The organism is Ramlibacter aurantiacus, from assembly GCF_016722895.1.
Taxonomy (GTDB): domain Bacteria; phylum Pseudomonadota; class Gammaproteobacteria; order Burkholderiales; family Burkholderiaceae_C; genus Ramlibacter; species Ramlibacter aurantiacus.
In genome coordinates, this window is sequence record NZ_JAEQNA010000001.1 from 755,333 (window position 1) to 770,590 (window position 15,258).

General features: G+C 66.1%; 14 protein-coding genes and 1 tRNA gene. 2 read left to right on the top strand and 13 right to left on the bottom strand.

Annotated features, from left to right (window positions below; all coding sequences use genetic code 11):
• Positions 1-341: 341 nt before the first annotated feature.
• The 11 genes from JI739_RS03450 to aceA form a co-directional block, all read right to left on the bottom strand.
• Entirely contained in the window at positions 342-2,006 is a 1,665-nt protein-coding gene (locus JI739_RS03450; protein WP_201682433.1) for a CHASE domain-containing protein, read from the bottom strand.
• A gap of 147 nt (positions 2,007-2,153) precedes the next feature.
• A tRNA-Pro gene (locus tag JI739_RS03455) sits at positions 2,154-2,230 on the bottom strand.
• A gap of 50 nt (positions 2,231-2,280) precedes the next feature.
• The gene (locus JI739_RS03460; protein ID WP_201682434.1) at positions 2,281-2,745 is read right to left on the bottom strand and encodes a MerR family transcriptional regulator; all 465 of its coding nucleotides are present in this window, start codon (positions 2,743-2,745) and stop codon (positions 2,281-2,283) included.
• A gap of 137 nt (positions 2,746-2,882) precedes the next feature.
• Positions 2,883-3,206, bottom strand: coding sequence for an integration host factor subunit alpha (locus tag JI739_RS03465; RefSeq protein WP_201683292.1), 324 nt, complete (start codon positions 3,204-3,206; stop codon positions 2,883-2,885).
• A 38-nt stretch (positions 3,207-3,244) separates the two neighbouring features.
• Positions 3,245-5,665, bottom strand: a complete 2,421-nt coding sequence (gene pheT, locus JI739_RS03470; RefSeq protein WP_201682435.1) for a phenylalanine--tRNA ligase subunit beta — start codon at positions 5,663-5,665, stop codon at positions 3,245-3,247.
• A 63-nt stretch (positions 5,666-5,728) separates the two neighbouring features.
• Positions 5,729-6,775: a phenylalanine--tRNA ligase subunit alpha gene (gene pheS / locus JI739_RS03475; protein ID WP_201682436.1), complete on the bottom strand. Its 1,047-nt coding sequence runs from the start codon at positions 6,773-6,775 to the stop codon at positions 5,729-5,731.
• Between the two features lie 92 nt (positions 6,776-6,867).
• Positions 6,868-7,227: a 50S ribosomal protein L20 gene (gene rplT, locus JI739_RS03480; protein ID WP_201682437.1), complete on the bottom strand. Its 360-nt coding sequence runs from the start codon at positions 7,225-7,227 to the stop codon at positions 6,868-6,870.
• 26 nt (positions 7,228-7,253) lie between these two features.
• On the bottom strand, positions 7,254-7,457 hold the full coding sequence (rpmI, locus tag JI739_RS03485) for a 50S ribosomal protein L35 (RefSeq protein WP_201683293.1): 204 nt from the start codon (positions 7,455-7,457) through the stop codon (positions 7,254-7,256).
• Between the two features lie 166 nt (positions 7,458-7,623).
• Positions 7,624-8,220: a translation initiation factor IF-3 gene (gene infC, locus JI739_RS03490; protein WP_201683294.1), complete on the bottom strand. Its 597-nt coding sequence runs from the start codon at positions 8,218-8,220 to the stop codon at positions 7,624-7,626.
• A gap of 18 nt (positions 8,221-8,238) precedes the next feature.
• Positions 8,239-10,146 (bottom strand): threonine--tRNA ligase, encoded by a 1,908-nt coding sequence (gene thrS / locus JI739_RS03495; RefSeq protein ID WP_201682438.1) that lies wholly within the window; start codon positions 10,144-10,146, stop codon positions 8,239-8,241.
• A gap of 237 nt (positions 10,147-10,383) precedes the next feature.
• Positions 10,384-11,691: an isocitrate lyase gene (aceA, locus tag JI739_RS03500; RefSeq protein WP_201683295.1), complete on the bottom strand. Its 1,308-nt coding sequence runs from the start codon at positions 11,689-11,691 to the stop codon at positions 10,384-10,386.
• Between the two features lie 282 nt (positions 11,692-11,973).
• Here aceA and JI739_RS03505 point away from each other — a divergent pair, with 282 nt between their 5' ends.
• Complete coding sequence (locus tag JI739_RS03505; RefSeq protein ID WP_201682439.1) at positions 11,974-12,891, top strand: DMT family transporter; 918 nt, start codon at positions 11,974-11,976, stop codon at positions 12,889-12,891.
• Between the two features lie 208 nt (positions 12,892-13,099).
• A complete protein-coding gene (locus JI739_RS03510; RefSeq protein ID WP_201682440.1) occupies positions 13,100-13,600 on the top strand; it encodes an SWIB/MDM2 domain-containing protein in 501 nt (166 codons plus the stop codon).
• Positions 13,601-13,690: 90 nt separating this feature from the next.
• On the opposite strand, the gene JI739_RS03515 is transcribed toward JI739_RS03510, so the two are convergent.
• Both JI739_RS03515 and JI739_RS03520 read right to left on the bottom strand, forming a co-directional pair.
• On the bottom strand, positions 13,691-14,239 hold the full coding sequence (locus JI739_RS03515) for a bactofilin family protein (RefSeq protein WP_236589043.1): 549 nt from the start codon (positions 14,237-14,239) through the stop codon (positions 13,691-13,693).
• Positions 14,240-14,375: 136 nt separating this feature from the next.
• Positions 14,376-15,257 (bottom strand): general secretion pathway protein GspB, encoded by an 882-nt coding sequence (locus tag JI739_RS03520; RefSeq protein WP_201682441.1) that lies wholly within the window; start codon positions 15,255-15,257, stop codon positions 14,376-14,378.
• Position 15,258 lies beyond the last annotated feature (1 nt).

Here is a 15,258-nt window from a genome sequence, read left to right on the forward strand (position 1 = left end):
TCGTGCGCGAAACAACTTGCCGCGATCCAGCGGTCACGGATCATGCGCGGCCCTGCCCGAGTGCTGCGCCGCCGCACGCAGGTCCACGCGGTGCCGACCCGCGTGCGGCGGTCGCGGCGGTCACAGCACGCCGAACAGCATCAGCAGCACGATGACGACGAGCGGCACGCCAAGCAGCCAGAGAATCAGCGGCACCATGACGTTCTCCTCACGAAGTGGTTGATGCAGCCACCTTAGGGGGGAGCAGCAGCTCGGCTGGCGGGTCGCCGCCGCAGGAGCGGGTAGGCCGGCGCCGACGCCTGAGGTACGCGTCGAGGTGGGGTGGTCGGCCGCGCCAGCCTTCAGGCGCGTGGGAGCGTGACCGTGAACGCGGTGCCCTCGGCGGCGCTGGAAAGGCACTCCACCGTGCCTCCGTGGGCCTGCACGATCTGCTGGACGATATACAGCCCCAGCCCGATGTTGCGGGCCGACGACCCCTTGCGCGAGGGCCCCTGCTGCATGGGCTGGAAGAGCGCGGCCTGCAGCTGCGGCGAGATCGGCTCGCCTTCGTTGTGGACACGCAGGCGGATGCGCTGACCCTCGGCGTGGACAGCCACCGTGATGGGCGCGTCGGTGGCTCCGTAGACCAGGGCGTTGTTCAGGAGATTGGACACGAGCTGCGCCATGCGGTCGGGGTCCCACGTCCCCGAGGCATCGCCGCGCGCGCTGAAGACGATCTGGCGGTCACGATGCGCGAGCTGAATCTCATCGACCGTCTGGTGCACGATCTGGATCAGGTCGCCCGGTGTGCGCAGCACCGGAATGCCACCGGAGAAACGTGCCTGGGTGAAGTCGAGCAGGTCCCGGACCATGCGAAGGCTCATGTCGCCGCTCGCCTGGATGCGCCGGACACAACGCCCGAACTCTTCGCTCAGCGATGCGTTCTCGAGCAAGGTGGCGTTGAGCTTGATGACGTTAAGGGGGTTGCGCAGGTCGTGCGACACGATTCCGATCAGCAGTTCGGCGAACTGCACCTGCTGCCCCAGCTCGGCATTGCGCCGTTCAGCGCGGCGTCGCTCACTGACCTGCACGCGGGCCAGGGTGAACAGCAGCGCCGTGATCACCAGGCAGACCACCAGGACCACGAAGGGGCGAATCCGCTCGAGCATCGACAACCCGCTCTCGATCCGCTCGAAGCGCAGCAGCCAGCGCTGGCCGGCGTGCTCGGCGAACCGTTCGAAGACCGGCCGCGTGGTTGCTTCGGCGTGGCCCCACAGCAGGCCATCGTCGGGCTGACCGGTGACGTGGATCGAATGCAGCGCGATGGGGGTGTCGCTGAACAGGCCGCTGAAGAAGTCGACGGCGCGAAACGGCGCATACGCAAAGCCCGACAGCTGCGCCCTGCGCTCGGGCACGGTGGGCGGCACGCCACCACCCGCATATACCGGCACGTAGATCAGGAAACCCCGCGACTTCTCCGGCAGGATTTCCTGGCGCAGCACCACGCCACCGCTCATCGCGGGCTCGCCGGTGTCACGCGCGCGGTCCATGGCGGCTGCCCGGGTGGCCTCGGAGTGCATGTCGAACCCCAGGGCCGCGCGGTTGCGTTCGTCGAGCGGCTCGAGCAGGCGGATCTCGAACCGGTCGCCCGGCCCGAGCTTCGGGCTCCAGCCGATGCCCTGGATGCCGGGGTAATCCTGATTGATGCGCAAGCCCTGCACGAAGGTCGAGAACCCATCGGCATCGAGCGAAGGGCCTTCGGCTTCGATGAACGCGCGCGTCGCCCGCAACAAGGCGAGGTAGGCGCTGAGGCGGCTGTCAAGCCGCGAGAGGTCCTGGTCCATGGCCAACTCGGCGCGGGCCATCTCACGCTCTTGCAGGACCCGGGTCGAAACGAAGGTGGCGATCGCCGTCAGCACGAGGCCGCTGACGAGGACCACGACCGCGCGGTCCAGCAGCAGGCGCCGCCAGGCCCTGCGCAGGCCACTGGCGCTACGGTAGGCCCGAGCTGGAGACGGATCGATCATGTGCGGGCGGAAATCAGGATCGCGACATTACCCGATGAGGCGCCGACCCGGGCAAGGCCTGCCGCCCTCCCCTGCGAATGACAAGACCGAAGCCCCAACGAAGAAAGGGCCAGGCCCTTGTGGGACCTGACCCTTGTTCTGAATAAATGGTCGGCGTGGCGGGATTCGAACTCGCGACCCCTTGCACCCCATGCAAGTGCGCTACCAGGCTGCGCTACACGCCGACAAGCCTCAGATTATAGACTGCGTTTTCGACGACTCCGGCCCTGCCTGATCAGCGCGAATACGACAGCAGGTCGCGGATCTCGCACAACTCGCGCCGCAACAGCAGCAGTCGCTGGTCGACCGGGTCGAGCTCGCCTTCGGGCACCGCGATGGGTGGTGGCGCGGCCTCGGTGAACGACGAGTCGGCTTCGTCGAGCTCGACCAGGTCGATGCCCTCGACCGGCGCCTCGGGGATCCGTCGCCGGTCGCGTTCACCCTGGGCCAACTCCTGCAGCTTGTTGCGCGCGCCGCTGATGGTGAACCCCTGGTCGTACAGCAGCTCACGGATGCGGCGGATCATGAGCACCTCGTGGTGCTGGTAGTAGCGCCGGTTGCCGCGCCGCTTCATGGGGCGCAGTTGGGTGAACTCCTGCTCCCAGTAGCGCAGCACGTGCGGCTTGACACCGCACAGCTCACTCACTTCACCAATCGTGAAATAGCGCTTGGCGGGGATCGGCGGGAGGGTTTTCTCCATCGAGGGCAGCAGGTCTGGCAGGTGGACTGGGGGGGGGCGGGACAGCGAGGTTACTCCAGCGCGCCGGCAGGGCCAAGCGATCTGATGCGCACCACTTGGCGCCGTGCGCACAGGGCCCGCGCGTCGTGCTTTTTGCGCTACTGCGGCGCCTGCCCCTGGATCATTTCCTTGAGCTTGCTGCTCGCGTGGAACGTGACCACTCGCCGCGCCTCGATCGGGATCAGCTCGCCGGTGCGGGGATTGCGCCCGGGTCGAGGCGCCTTGGTGCGGATCTGGAAGTTGCCGAAGCCGCTGATCTTGATGTCCTGCCCTTCGATCAGTCGCGCGACGATCAGATCGAAAAAGGCGTCGATCATGTCCTTGGACTCGCGCTTGTTCAGGCCGATCTGCTCGAACAGCAGCTCGGCCAGCTGCGCTTTCGTCAGCGCGGGAGTCTCCAGGCTCTCCACGGTGAACTCCATGTCGAGCTCCTGCTTGTCCCGGTTCAATGCATCCATCCTCAGGCCCTCAGGCGCCCCTTCAAGTCGGTGGAGATGCGAGCGACGATCGCCTGGACCGCACCGTCGATCTGTTCCTCGGTGAGTGTGGTCAGCGCGCTGGCCAGGGTCAAGCGGATTGCGAGGCTCTTTTCGCCCGGGGCCAGCCCAGCCGAGGCCTGCTGCGGCCGGTACACGTCGAAGAGCGTTGCATCGCGCAGCAGGCCGCCGGTGTCGGCTGCACGCACGGCTGCAACCAGCGCGTCATGCGTGACCGATTCGGCGACGATGACCGCGATATCGCGCTCGGCCGGCTGGAACCGCGGCACCGGCTCGAAGGCGGGCTGCTGGCGCGCAAGCACGGCGTCGAGATCGAGCTCGAACAGCATCGGCGCGGCCGGCAACTCCCACTGCTGGCGCCAGCGCGGGTGCAGCTCACCGACGAAGCCGATCGACTGCCCCTGCAGGAACACCTCGGCGCAGCGGCCCGGGTGCAGCGCAGGATGGGTGGCGGCGCGGAATTCGCAGTGGCGAGGGCTCAGGAGTGACTCGATGTCACCCTTGAGATCGAAGAAGTCCACCTGCGGCTGCCCCTTGCGGGCCCACTGGAGGCCATCAGGCGAGCCATAGGCAAGGCCGCCGACTTGCATGGGCTGGCGGATGCCGCGCACCGTGCTGTCGGTGGTGACGACGGCGCCATCGCGAACGAACACGCGACCGAGTTCGAACACGCGGACCCGGTCTGCCCTGCGATCGAGGTTGTGGCGCAGCACCTGCAGCAGCGAGCCCATCAGCGACGAGCGCATCACGCCCATGGTGCTGGCGATCGGATTGAGCAGCCGCACCGGATCGGCGTTGCCCGCGAGTTCGCGTTCCCAGGTTTCTTCGACAAAACTGAAGTTGATCGTCTCCTGGTAGCCGAGCGCCGCAAGCAGGCGACGCAAGGCGAAGCGGCTGCGTCGGGACTCACTGACCGGCCGTGCGACGACCGGCGCCAGGGGGGGCGTGGTGGGCAGCTTTTCGTAGCCCACGATGCGCGCCACCTCCTCGATCAGGTCCTCCTCGATCGACAGGTCGAATCGATGCGGCGGCGGATTCACCGTGAGCAGGTCGCCGTCGACGACGACTTCCAGCCCGAGGCGTGAGAGCGCTTGCTGGCACTGCGACGGCGTCAGCGGCATGCCAATCACCTTGGCCGCGCGCGCCGCGCGCAGCGTCACCGGGTTGCGCTGCGGCAAGGCGACCACGTGGTCGTCGATCGGCCCAGCCTGGCCACCGCAGATGTCCTGCACCAGGCGCGTGATGTGCTCGATACGAGCGACGGTCTGGCTCGGGTCCACGCCCCGCTCGAACCGGTGGCCCCCATCGGTCGAGAAGTTGTAGCGGCGCGAACGGCCCTGGACGGCCAGCGGGTGCCAGAAAGCGGCTTCGATGTAGACGTTGCGGGTGTCGTCCGACACAGCCGTCCAGTCGCCGCCCATGATGCCGGCGAGCGACTCGACCTGGGCGTTGTCGGCGATCACCCCCACCTTCTCGTCCACGTTCACCGTGTTGCCATTGAGCAGCTTGAGCTGTTCACCCGCACGGCCCCAGCGCACCTCCAGTTCGCCGTGGATCTTGTCGAGGTCGAAGATGTGGGACGGCTGGCCGAGCTCGAACATCACGTAGTTCGAAATGTCCACCAGTGCCGAAACGCTGCGCTGGCCGCAGCGCGCCAGCCGGTCGACCATCCATTGGGGCGTGCGGGCCTTGGGATCGATGCCGCGCACCACGCGGCCGGAGAAACGCCCGCACAAATCCGGTGCGGTGACCGAGACTCGCAACCGCTGGTCATGCGCGGGTGGCACCGGCGCGACAGAGGGCTCGCGCAAGGGTGCGCCGGTCAAGGCTGCGAGCTCCCGGGCGACGCCGTAGACGCTGAGCGCGTGCGCGAGGTTGGGCGTGAGCTTGAGCGTGAACAAGGTGTCGTCGAGCGCCAGCACCTGGCGCACGTCGGCACCGACCGGCGCGTCGATCGACAGCTCGAGCAGACCACCGTGGTCGTCGCTCAGCTTGAGTTCGCGCGCCGAGCACAGCATGCCGTGGCTGTCCACCCCGCGCAATTTGCCCAGCTTGATGGCGAAAGGCTTGCCGTCTTCGCCCGGCGGCAGCTCGGCGCCGACCAGGGCGCAAGGCACCCGAATGCCGGCACGCGCGTTCGGTGCGCCGCACACGATCTGCAGCAGGCCACCCTGCCCCACGTCGACCTGGCACACGCGCAGGCGGTCGGCGTCGGGATGAGGGGAGGCCTCGCGGATCTCGCCCACCACGACCTGGGTGAACGGGGGTGCCACCGGTCGCAGCTCTTCGACCTCAAGGCCGCCCATGGTCAGGGTGTCGGCGAGCTCGCGGGTGGTGAGCGGCGGGTTGCAGAACTCGCGCAACCAGGACTCGGGGAATTGCATCTTTTTTCGTGCTCTGTGTGTGATCCGGCCAGGGGTGATCCGTACCCGGGCCGAAGCCGCGGTCTATCGGAACTGGCGCAGGAAGCGGATGTCGCCTTCAAAAAACAGGCGCAGGTCGTTCACCCCATACCTGAGCATCGTGAGGCGGTCGGGTCCCATGCCGAATGCGAAGCCGATGGTCTTCTCGGGATCGAGCCCCATGTTGCGCACCACCTGCGGGTGCACCTGGCCGGCGCCGGCAACCTCGAGCCAGCGCCCAGCGAGCGGCCCGCTCTGGAACTGGATATCGACCTCGGCACTCGGCTCGGTGAAGGGAAAGAAACTGGGCCGGAACCTGAGGGCGAGGTCGTCGGTCTCGAAGAAGGTGCGGCAGAAGTCCGTGAAGACGACCTTCAGGTCCTTGAAGCTCACATTCGATCCCAGCCAAAGCCCCTCGCACTGGTGGAACATGGGCGAGTGCGTGGCGTCGCTGTCCACGCGGTAGGTTCGGCCGGGGGCGATGACGCGGATCTCGGGCATGTCGGCGGCGCCGGCGTGCTTCTTGATGTGCGCCTGCGCATAGCGCACCTGCATCGGGCTGGTGTGCGGCCGCAGGTTGTAGGGGATGCCGTCCTCGCCGTCGATGTCGACGTAGAAGGTGTCCTGCATCGACCGCGCCGGATGGTTCGGCGGATTGTTCAGCGAGGTGAAGCTGTACCAGTCGGTCTCGATCTCGGGGCCGTCGGCCACATCGAAGCCCATGCTGGCGAAGATCTGTTCGATGCGCTCCATGGTGAGGCTCACCGGGTGCAGCCCGCCAGGCTCGCGACGGCGCCCGGGCAGCGTCACGTCCAGGGACTCGGCCTGGAGCTGGGCTTCGAGTTCGGCCTCCGCCAGAGCGCGGCGTCGGGCGTTCAGGGCCTCCTCGATCGCCTGCTTGGCCTGGTTGATGGCGGCGCCGCGCGTCTTCTTGTCTTCCGGCGAGAGGGCGGCCATGCCCTTCATCATGTCGGTGATGCGACCGGACTTGCCGATGAAACGCGCCTTGGCGTCTTCGAGCTGCGCCGGAGTGGCGGCCACTGCGAAGGCCTCGCGTGCGCTGGCAACGATGGAATCGAGTTCGCTGTTCATACAAAAAAACAGGGCTAGTGCCTGCAAGCCCTAGCCCTGTCGAGGTTGGTTGCACCGGGCATCGCCCGAAAAGGGCGGTGCGCGACGTGAACTCAAGCCGCCAGCTTGGCCTTGACTTGCTCCACGATGCCGGCAAAGGCGGCCTTGTCGTGCACGGCGATGTCGGCGAGGACCTTGCGGTCGATGCCGATGCCTGCCTTGCGGATGCCGTTGGCGAACTGGCTGTAGGTCAGGCCCAATTCACGCGCGGCGGCGTTGATACGGGCAATCCACAGCTGGCGGAACACCCGCTTCTTGGCACGACGGTCGCGGTAGGCATATTGCCCCGCCTTCATCACCGCTTCTTTGGCGATGCGGAAGACGTTGCCGCGGCGACCGCGGAAGCCCTTGGCCAGGGCGAGAACTTTCTTGTGACGGGCGCGCGCCGTTACACCACGCTTGACTCGAGGCATGTGCTACTCCTTCGTTCGTCGGTTGATCAAAGGCCCGCGAACGGGAGCATCTGCGCCATGTGACCCATGTTGGTCTCATGCACAGCCACCGCCCCACGCAGATGGCGCTTGGTCTTGGTGGACTTCTTGGTGAGGATGTGGCGCTTGAACGCCTGGCCCCGCTTGACGGTTCCACCGGGACGAACGCGGAAACGCTTCTTCGCGCCGCTCTTGGTCTTCATCTTGGGCATGTACATGCTCCTTCTTCATTTGTGCTCGTGAGGCGCCGCGAACCTCCGCGGACTTGCTGGCCCCGAGCCACTTTTTTCGGAGAGCCGTGAAGCCCTCCTTCGACAAACCGGCAGGCGACCAACCTGCCGGATTCGATCTGGGAATATCAGAGAAGCGCCGCGCGCCTCAAGCCGAGGCGCTCTGCGACTCGGTCGCCGGCTTGGCAGCCGGCTGCACCTTCTTGCGGCCCGGCGCAATCATCATGATCATCTGCCGGCCCTCGAGCTTGGGGAACTGCTCCACCACGATGGTGTCACCGAGTTCGTCCCGGATGCGATTCAACAGCGCGATACCGATTTCCTGGTGCGTGATTTCTCGGCCTCTGAAGCGCAAGGTGATCTTGCACTTGTCGCCTTCGGCCAGGAAACGCCGGATGTTGCGCATCTTGATGTTGTAGTCGCCGTCGTCGGTGCCGGGGCGGAACTTCACTTCCTTGATCTCGATGACCGTCTGCTTGGCCTTCGCCTCCGCCGCCTTTTTCTGCTCCTGGTACTTGAACTTGCCGTAGTCCATCAGGCGGCAGACGGGCGGATTGGCAGTGGCCGCGATCTCGACCAGATCGACGTCCATCTCGCCCGCCATGCGCAAGGCCTCCTGCAAGCTCACGATGCCAAGAGGCTCGTTCTCGGGCCCGGTGAGGCGTACCTCGGGGGCCATGATTTCACGGTTCAGGCGGTGCTTGCGTTCCTCGCGGTGGCGACGGTCGCGGAAATCAGTAGCGATGGTTGCTTCCTTAGAAAATCAGATCTTGCTGGCAATGTCCTGGCGGATGCGTTCAGCGAAGGCTTCGACTGGCATCACACCAAGGTCCTGGTTGCCCCGGGCGCGGACGGATGCAGAGCCCGCCGCTTTTTCCTTGTCGCCCACGACAAGGATGTAGGGCCGCTTTTGCATCGAATGCTCCCGTATTTTATACGTGATTTTTTCGTTCCCAAGGTCGAGCTCAACCCTAAGCCCTTGATTTTCAAGCTTTTTAGCGACGTCGCGGGCGTAGTCCGCCTGCGCGTCCGTGATATTGAGCACGACCACCTGCACCGGCGCGAGCCATGCCGGCAGTGCGCCGGCATGTTGCTCGATGAGGATGCCGATGAACCGCTCCATGCTTCCCACGATGGCACGGTGGAGAAGCACGGGTCGATGCCGCGCGCCATCCTCGCCCACGTACTCGGCGTCCAGGCGCTCGGGCATCGAGAAGTCGACCTGGATCGTGCCGCACTGCCACTGGCGCCCGATCGCGTCCTTGAGCGTGTACTCGACCTTGGGGCCATAAAAAGCGCCATCGCCCGGAGCGATCTCGAACTCGCAGTCGGACGCTCGCAGGCTCTTCATCAAGGCCTCTTCGGCCCGATCCCAGCTCTCGTCCGATCCGATGCGCTTCTCGGGCCGCGTCGCGACCTTGTAGATGATCTCCGTGAAGCCGAAGTCGCGATAGACCTTCTGCAGCAGCGCCGTGAACGCCGTGCACTCCGCAAGGATCTGGTCTTCGGTGCAGAAGATATGGCCGTCGTCCTGCGTGAAGCCACGCACGCGCATGATCCCGTGCAGCCCGCCGGTGGGCTCGTTCCGATGGCACTGGCCGAATTCGCCGTAGCGCAGCGGCAGGTCACGGTAGCTCTTGACCCCCTGCTTGAAAATGAGGATGTGGCCGGGGCAATTCATCGGCTTGAGCGCGTAGTCGCGCTTTTCCGATTCGGTGGTGAACATGTTCTCCCGGTACTTGTCCCAGTGGCCGGTCTTCTCCCACAGCGCCTTGTCCAGCAGTTGAGGCCCCTTGACCTCCTGGTAGCCGTTGTCGCGGTAGACGCGGCGCATGTACTGCTCCACCTCCTGCCACACCGCCCAGCCCCTGGGGTGCCAGAACACGACGCCCGGGGCATGTTCATCGATGTGGAACAGGTCCAGCTCGCGGCCGAGCCGACGGTGGTCCCGCTTCTCGGCCTCTTCCAGCATGCGGAGGTAGGCCTGCAATTCTTCCTTGCTGCCCCAGGCGGTACCGTAGACGCGCTGCAGCATCTCGTTGCGATGGTCACCGCGCCAGTACGCGCCAGCCACCTTCATCAGCTTGAAATGCCTGAGCTTGCCGGTGCTGGGCACGTGAGGGCCGCGGCACAGGTCCTCGAACCCGCCCTCGCGATAGAGCGACACAGCTTCGCCCGCCGGAATGCTGGCGATGATCTCGGCCTTGTACTTCTCGCCCATGCGCTCGAAGTGCTGCACGGCTTCGTCCCGCGGCAGCACACGGCGCTCGACCGGCTCATCCTTGGCTGCCAGTTCGGCCATGCGCTTCTCGATGGCCGCCAAGTCGTCGGGCGTGAAGGGCCGCTTGTAGGCGAAGTCGTAATAGAAGCCGTTCTCGATCACCGGTCCGATGGTCACCTGCGCCTCGGGGAACAGCTCCTTGACCGCGTAGGCCAGCAGGTGCGCCGTGGAATGCCGGATCACGTCCAGGCCATCCGGATCCTTGGCCGTGATGATTGAGACCGCACTGTCATGGTCGATCACATGCGAGGTATCGACCACCTTGCCGTCGACCTTGCCGGCCAGGGCAGCCTTGGCCAGGCCGGCACCAATTGAAGAGGCGACCTCGGCCACCGAAACGGGGCCTGGGAACTCCCGCCTGGAGCCGTCGGGAAGCGTGACTTGGATCATGGTTGGAACGCGAGTTTGGAAAACGAAAAGCGCGGTCGATGCCGCGCTTTTCGATGGGCCCCCAGGGCTTATGCGGAACGCGACTACCCGACCGTCAATGGACGGTGAAACCTTGCGGGGTAGTTCGCGGTGTCATAACCAAGGTGCCTTTCTCGCTCTTGTGAAGGATCTCGGGGCAGGGGCACCGGGCGGCGCCAGCAAGCGCGCATTTTAGCCCGGGCGCCTGCCCCAACCCGCTCAGGCAACCTTGCGCTGCTCGAAGAACTGCTCGTCCTCGGTCGAGCCTTTCAGGGCGGCCGTCGACGCCTGCGCCTCGATGGTGGTGGTCACGGCGTCGAAGTAGCCCGTCCCCACCTCACGCTGGTGCTTGACGGCGGTGAAGCCCTTGTCGGCGGCCGCGAACTCGGCCTGCTGCAGCTCGACGAACGCCGTCATTTGGTTGCGTGCATACCCGTAGGCCAGGTTGAACATCGAATAGTTGAGGCTGTGGAAGCCGGCCAGCGTAATGAACTGGAACTTGTACCCCAGCGCACCCAACTCCTTCTGGAATCGGGCGATGGTGAGGTCGTCCAGGTTCTTCTTCCAGTTGAAGGAAGGCGAGCAGTTGTAGGCCAGCATCTTGCCGGGGAAACGGGCGTGGATCGCGTCGGCGAATTCCTTGGCGAATGCCAGGTCGGGTGTGCCCGTCTCGCACCAGATCAGGTCGGCGTACTCGGCGTAGGCCAGCCCTCGGCTGATCGCCTGCTCCAGGCCGTTGCGGCTGCGATAGAAACCCTCCACCGTGCGCTCACCCGTGAGGAAAGGGCGGTCGACCTCGTCGACGTCGCTGGTCACCAGGTTGGCGGCCTCGGCGTCGGTGCGCGCCAGCAGGATGGTCGGCGTGCCCATCACATCCGCCGCCAGCCGCGCGGCGACCAGCTTGGACACCGCCTCCCGGGTAGGGACCAGCACCTTGCCGCCCATGTGACCGCACTTCTTGGCGGCTGCCAGCTGGTCCTCGAAGTGGACGCCGGCGGCGCCGGCCTCGACCATCGCCTTCATCAGCTCGAATGCGTTGAGCACGCCACCGAAACCCGCCTCGGCGTCCGCGACGATGGGCGCGAAGTAGTCGACGAACCCTTCGTCGCCAGGCGCCTTGCCTTCACTCCACTGGATCTGGTCGGCGCGGGTGAAGGTGGCGTTGATTTTCTTCACCACCTTGGGCACCGAGTCCACCGAATAGAGGGACTGGTCCGGGTACATCTCCCCGTTGCTGTTGGCATCGCCCGCGACCTGCCAGCCCGACAGATAGATCGCCTTCAGGCCCGCCTTGACCTGCTGCATGGCCTGGTTGCCGGTCAGGGCACCGAGCGAGTTGACGAAGGGCTCGCTCTGGAGCAGTTGCCAGAGCTTCTCGGCGCCGCGCCGGGCGAGCGTGTGCTCCACCTGCAGGGAGCCACGCAGCTTCACCACGTCGGCTGCCGAGTAGCCACGCTTGATGCCGCTCCAGCGGGGGTTCTCGGCCCAGTCCTTCTCGAGTTGGGCGATCTGCTGTTCGCGGGTCAATTGGGTCCATTGGGTCATGAGAGCTCCTTTGATGACGATGAAGAAAACGCTGTCCTTGGAACCCACTCTATGTCTTCTACAAGACCGAGCGAAGCTCTTATGTCTTATAGAAGACAAATATTTTATTGAACCCGCTCAACAACTTAGGAGTCATCTTTCGCATAGAGAAATAGTCCCTCTTATATTGAGAAATTTTGCGGCGGCGCACCATGACTGAATTTCACATGAAGAAACGACGGGCGCTGCATCCGAAAAGCCCACTTGTGCATGATGCGCGCCAGCATGCCCCCCGCGCCACCACGTCTCATCGCCTACGTCTGCCTGGCTGCGAGCATGGCGCTGGTAGGCAGCTATGTCGCCTTGTCCAAGCCGCTGGTGGCGGTCTTCCCGGTGATGCTCCTGGCCTGGCTGCGCTTCGGCATCGGTGCCGTGGCGATGCTGCACTGGCTGCCCAAGCCACCAGCGGAGGGTCCGCTGCAAGCGGCCACCAGGCGGCTGTTGTTCCTCGAGTCGTTCCTCGGCAATTTCCTGTTCACGATTCTCATGCTGTGGGGCGTGATGCTGGCCGGGGCGGTTTCGGCTGGCGTGATCATGGGCGCCATTCCGGCGGCTGTCGCCCTGCTCGCCCGCGCCTTCCTCGGAGAGCGCCTGGACGGACGCACCTGGAGCGGTGTCGCCTGTGCAGGTGCCGCCATTGCGCTGGTCGCCTGGGCGCGCTCTGGCGACGGCCACGCGGCCGAAGGCGACAAGGCCTGGCTGGGCCACCTGCTCGTGGTGGGCGCGGTGCTCTGCGAGGCGGCCTATGCGGTCATCGGCAAGACACTCACCCGCCAGCTCGGCCCGCGCCGTATCACCGCGCTGATCAACCTGTGGGGGCTCGCCCTGGTCACGCCATTCGGCCTGCATGCCGCCATCGGGTTCGACTTTCGCGCCGTGCCTGCGCCGAGCTGGGCCCTGCTGCTGTTCTACGGTCTCGCTGCCAGTGTCTGGTCGGTCTGGTTCTGGATGAACGGGCTGCGCCACGTGCCCGCCGCGCAGGCGGGTGTGTTCACGGTGATGCTCCCTCTGGCAGCCACCGCCGTCGGCGTGCTGGCACTGGGGGAGGCGTGGGGCGCGACGGACCTGCTAGCGCTCGCCCTGGCGGCGCTGGGCGTGGTGCTGGCGACGCTGCCGCAGCGCGAGGCGCGCGAGGCTGATTGAGCCGGCGAACACGGCTTTCATTTCGGTGCGTTGCGCCGGCATCTGCAAGAGCCAATTGGGTGCTGCGACAGAGGCAGAAAAAGCGACAACGCCCAAGGAAAAAAGGCAATTTCCCCTTGGAAGCGAGTTTTTTCTCCTTTAGCATCCGCAATGCCAGCGAGACCCCGCTCTCATGGTGACGAAGATCAACTTCTAGAAGGACAGAGAAATGGCAACTGCGAAGAAAGCTGCGGCGAAGAAAGCTCCCGCCGCCAAGAAGGCGGCTCCTGCGAAGAAGGCTGCGACCGCCAAGAAAGCGGCTCCTGCGAAGAAGGCGGCCGCACCTGCGAAGAAGGCCGCGGCACCTGCGAAGAAGGCTGCCGCTCCGGCGAAGAAGGCTCCGGCAGCCAAGAAGGCCGCTCCCGCGAAGAAGGCGGCTCCGGCAAAGAAGGCTGCAGCGAAGAAGGCCCCCGCCAAGAAGCGCACCCCCAACGCCGCCTTCATGAAGCCCATGACCCCCGATCCCGCGCTGGCGGCCGTGGTGGGCAGCACCCCGATCCCGCGCACCGAGATCGTCTCCAAGCTCTGGGCCTACATCAAGAAGAACAAGCTCCAGGACGCCCAGAACAAGCGCATGGTCAATGCCGACGCCAAGCTCAAGGAGCTGTTCGGCAAGAACCAGGTCTCGATGTTCGAGATGGCCGGCCTGATCAACAAGCACGCCCAATAAAGCAGCTCGCGCTGCAAGCACGAAGGGGCCGCAATCGCGGCCCCTTCGTCTTTTGTCGGCTTCGAGGGGCAGAGCCCTTCCCGCTTTGCGTCAGGCGGCTTGCAGGGCCGGACGGGCCGGCTGGGCACGGGTCGCACCGCTGGTGCCGAACTCGACCTCACCCGACAGTTGGCCACCCTCCTCGATCACGACCTTGCCATAGCGAATGCGGCCCGTGACTCGGCCCGTGGCAAAGATCGTGAGCTTCTCGCGCACGGTCAGGTTGCCGTCGAAGTGGCCACGGATCTCGGCGATGTCGATCTCGGCCGACCCCTTGAACGAGCCGCGCTCCGAAATCTGGATGACGCGCGAGTCCATCGTGGCCTCGACCGATCCTTCGACCACGAGGGTGTCGCAGTCGGTGATCTCCACGCCCTTGAGCTTGATGTTCGGCCCGACGGTGAGCCGGCTTTCGCTCTCACCCGCCGTCGTGCTCGGCGTGCCCGACGTCGCGGGGCTGGCGGCGGAGATCGATGCAGGCACGGCAGCGGCGTTGCCCACGGGGTTGGCCGAAGGCATCGCACCCGGGCGGGTCACGGGAGCGTCGACCGCGTCACGCTTGGTGTTGCTGTTGTTGAAGAACGGGGATTGCAGGGCCATCGGGGAGTCCTCTCACACTTGCTGCTGGGTTGGGGAGAGCCGATGCTAGGGAAGGATGAGCTTCTTGCCATGCTGCGAAGGGCAAGTTCGGTAACGAGATCCGACCACCGTGACTTGTGAACGCCCCACCCCCTGGTCAATAGAACAGGGTGTAGCGCTGACCGCGAAAACGAACGACGGCTGCATTGGGACGGATCTCCTCGACGACCACACCCGCAGCTGGTTCGCTGCCCTGCCCGTACACCTGGCCGTTGACGATGAGCATGCGCTGAGCCGGGTTGGGCGAGAACACGCCTCCGGTGACCGCGAACGCGGGTGCGTCGGCTGGCAAGGGGCTGCGGATCGCGGCCCCGCCCCCGGAAGGCGGCAACGGTGCACCGGCGGCGCCGCGTGCGCCGGGAGCAGCGGATGGAGCCGGTGCAGGCGCCACGGAAGCGGCCGGCCGCGAGGGTCGAACCGTCGAGGGCCTCGGCGGCATCGGCGAGGATGACTCGGTGCCAGGGGCTGCAGCATCGGTTGGGCCGCTCTCTGGTGTCGAAGCGTCCGGCGCCGCAGGGGCGGGCGCGGCGGGCGCGGCGGGCGCCGCCATGTCGGGTTCCGGCCGCTGCGGCCTCATCACCCGGCCAGCACCGCCCAAGGAGGGCCCTGGCGGGGCCGCCACGCTGCGCACGGCGCTCGCCGGTGCGGCGGGCGAGGTCGGCTCGGGCCGGGCCGGCAGGATGGCGCTCGCAGCCAGCGGGGTACTCGGTGCGCTGGCGATCAACGCGCCCTGCCCTGGCTGCGGCGCCGCGGCCAGCGAAGGCGCTGATGCGGGCCCATCGGCGGGGCCCAGCCAGGCCCAGGCGCCCACCGCCGCCAACACCGCGACGGCCGAGGCGGACAGCGCCCAGCCGATCCGGCTGCTTCGGCGCGGTTGCAGCGGTTCGGGCAAGGGACCGGCCTGGGCATGGATGCCGCGCGAGGAATCACGCTCGCGCTGGGCGTCGGCACGGCGCAGCGCATCGAGGATGAAGGACATG

Coding starts and splice junctions, on each gene's coding strand:
- JI739_RS03450 (WP_201682433.1), bottom strand. CDS start 2,006: ATGATCGATCCGTCTCCAGCTCGGGCCTACCGTAGCGCCAGTGGCCTG.
- JI739_RS03460 (WP_201682434.1), bottom strand. CDS start 2,745: ATGGAGAAAACCCTCCCGCCGATCCCCGCCAAGCGCTATTTCACGATT.
- JI739_RS03465 (WP_201683292.1), bottom strand. CDS start 3,206: ATGGAGTTCACCGTGGAGAGCCTGGAGACTCCCGCGCTGACGAAAGCG.
- pheT (WP_201682435.1), bottom strand. CDS start 5,665: ATGCAATTCCCCGAGTCCTGGTTGCGCGAGTTCTGCAACCCGCCGCTC.
- pheS (WP_201682436.1), bottom strand. CDS start 6,775: ATGAACAGCGAACTCGATTCCATCGTTGCCAGCGCACGCGAGGCCTTC.
- rplT (WP_201682437.1), bottom strand. CDS start 7,227: ATGCCTCGAGTCAAGCGTGGTGTAACGGCGCGCGCCCGTCACAAGAAA.
- rpmI (WP_201683293.1), bottom strand. CDS start 7,457: ATGCCCAAGATGAAGACCAAGAGCGGCGCGAAGAAGCGTTTCCGCGTT.
- thrS (WP_201682438.1), bottom strand. CDS start 10,146: ATGATCCAAGTCACGCTTCCCGACGGCTCCAGGCGGGAGTTCCCAGGC.
- JI739_RS03505 (WP_201682439.1), top strand. CDS start 11,974: ATGCCCCCCGCGCCACCACGTCTCATCGCCTACGTCTGCCTGGCTGCG.
- JI739_RS03510 (WP_201682440.1), top strand. CDS start 13,100: ATGGCAACTGCGAAGAAAGCTGCGGCGAAGAAAGCTCCCGCCGCCAAG.
- JI739_RS03515 (WP_236589043.1), bottom strand. CDS start 14,239: ATGGCCCTGCAATCCCCGTTCTTCAACAACAGCAACACCAAGCGTGAC.
- JI739_RS03520 (WP_201682441.1), bottom strand. CDS start 15,257: ATGTCCTTCATCCTCGATGCGCTGCGCCGTGCCGACGCCCAGCGCGAG.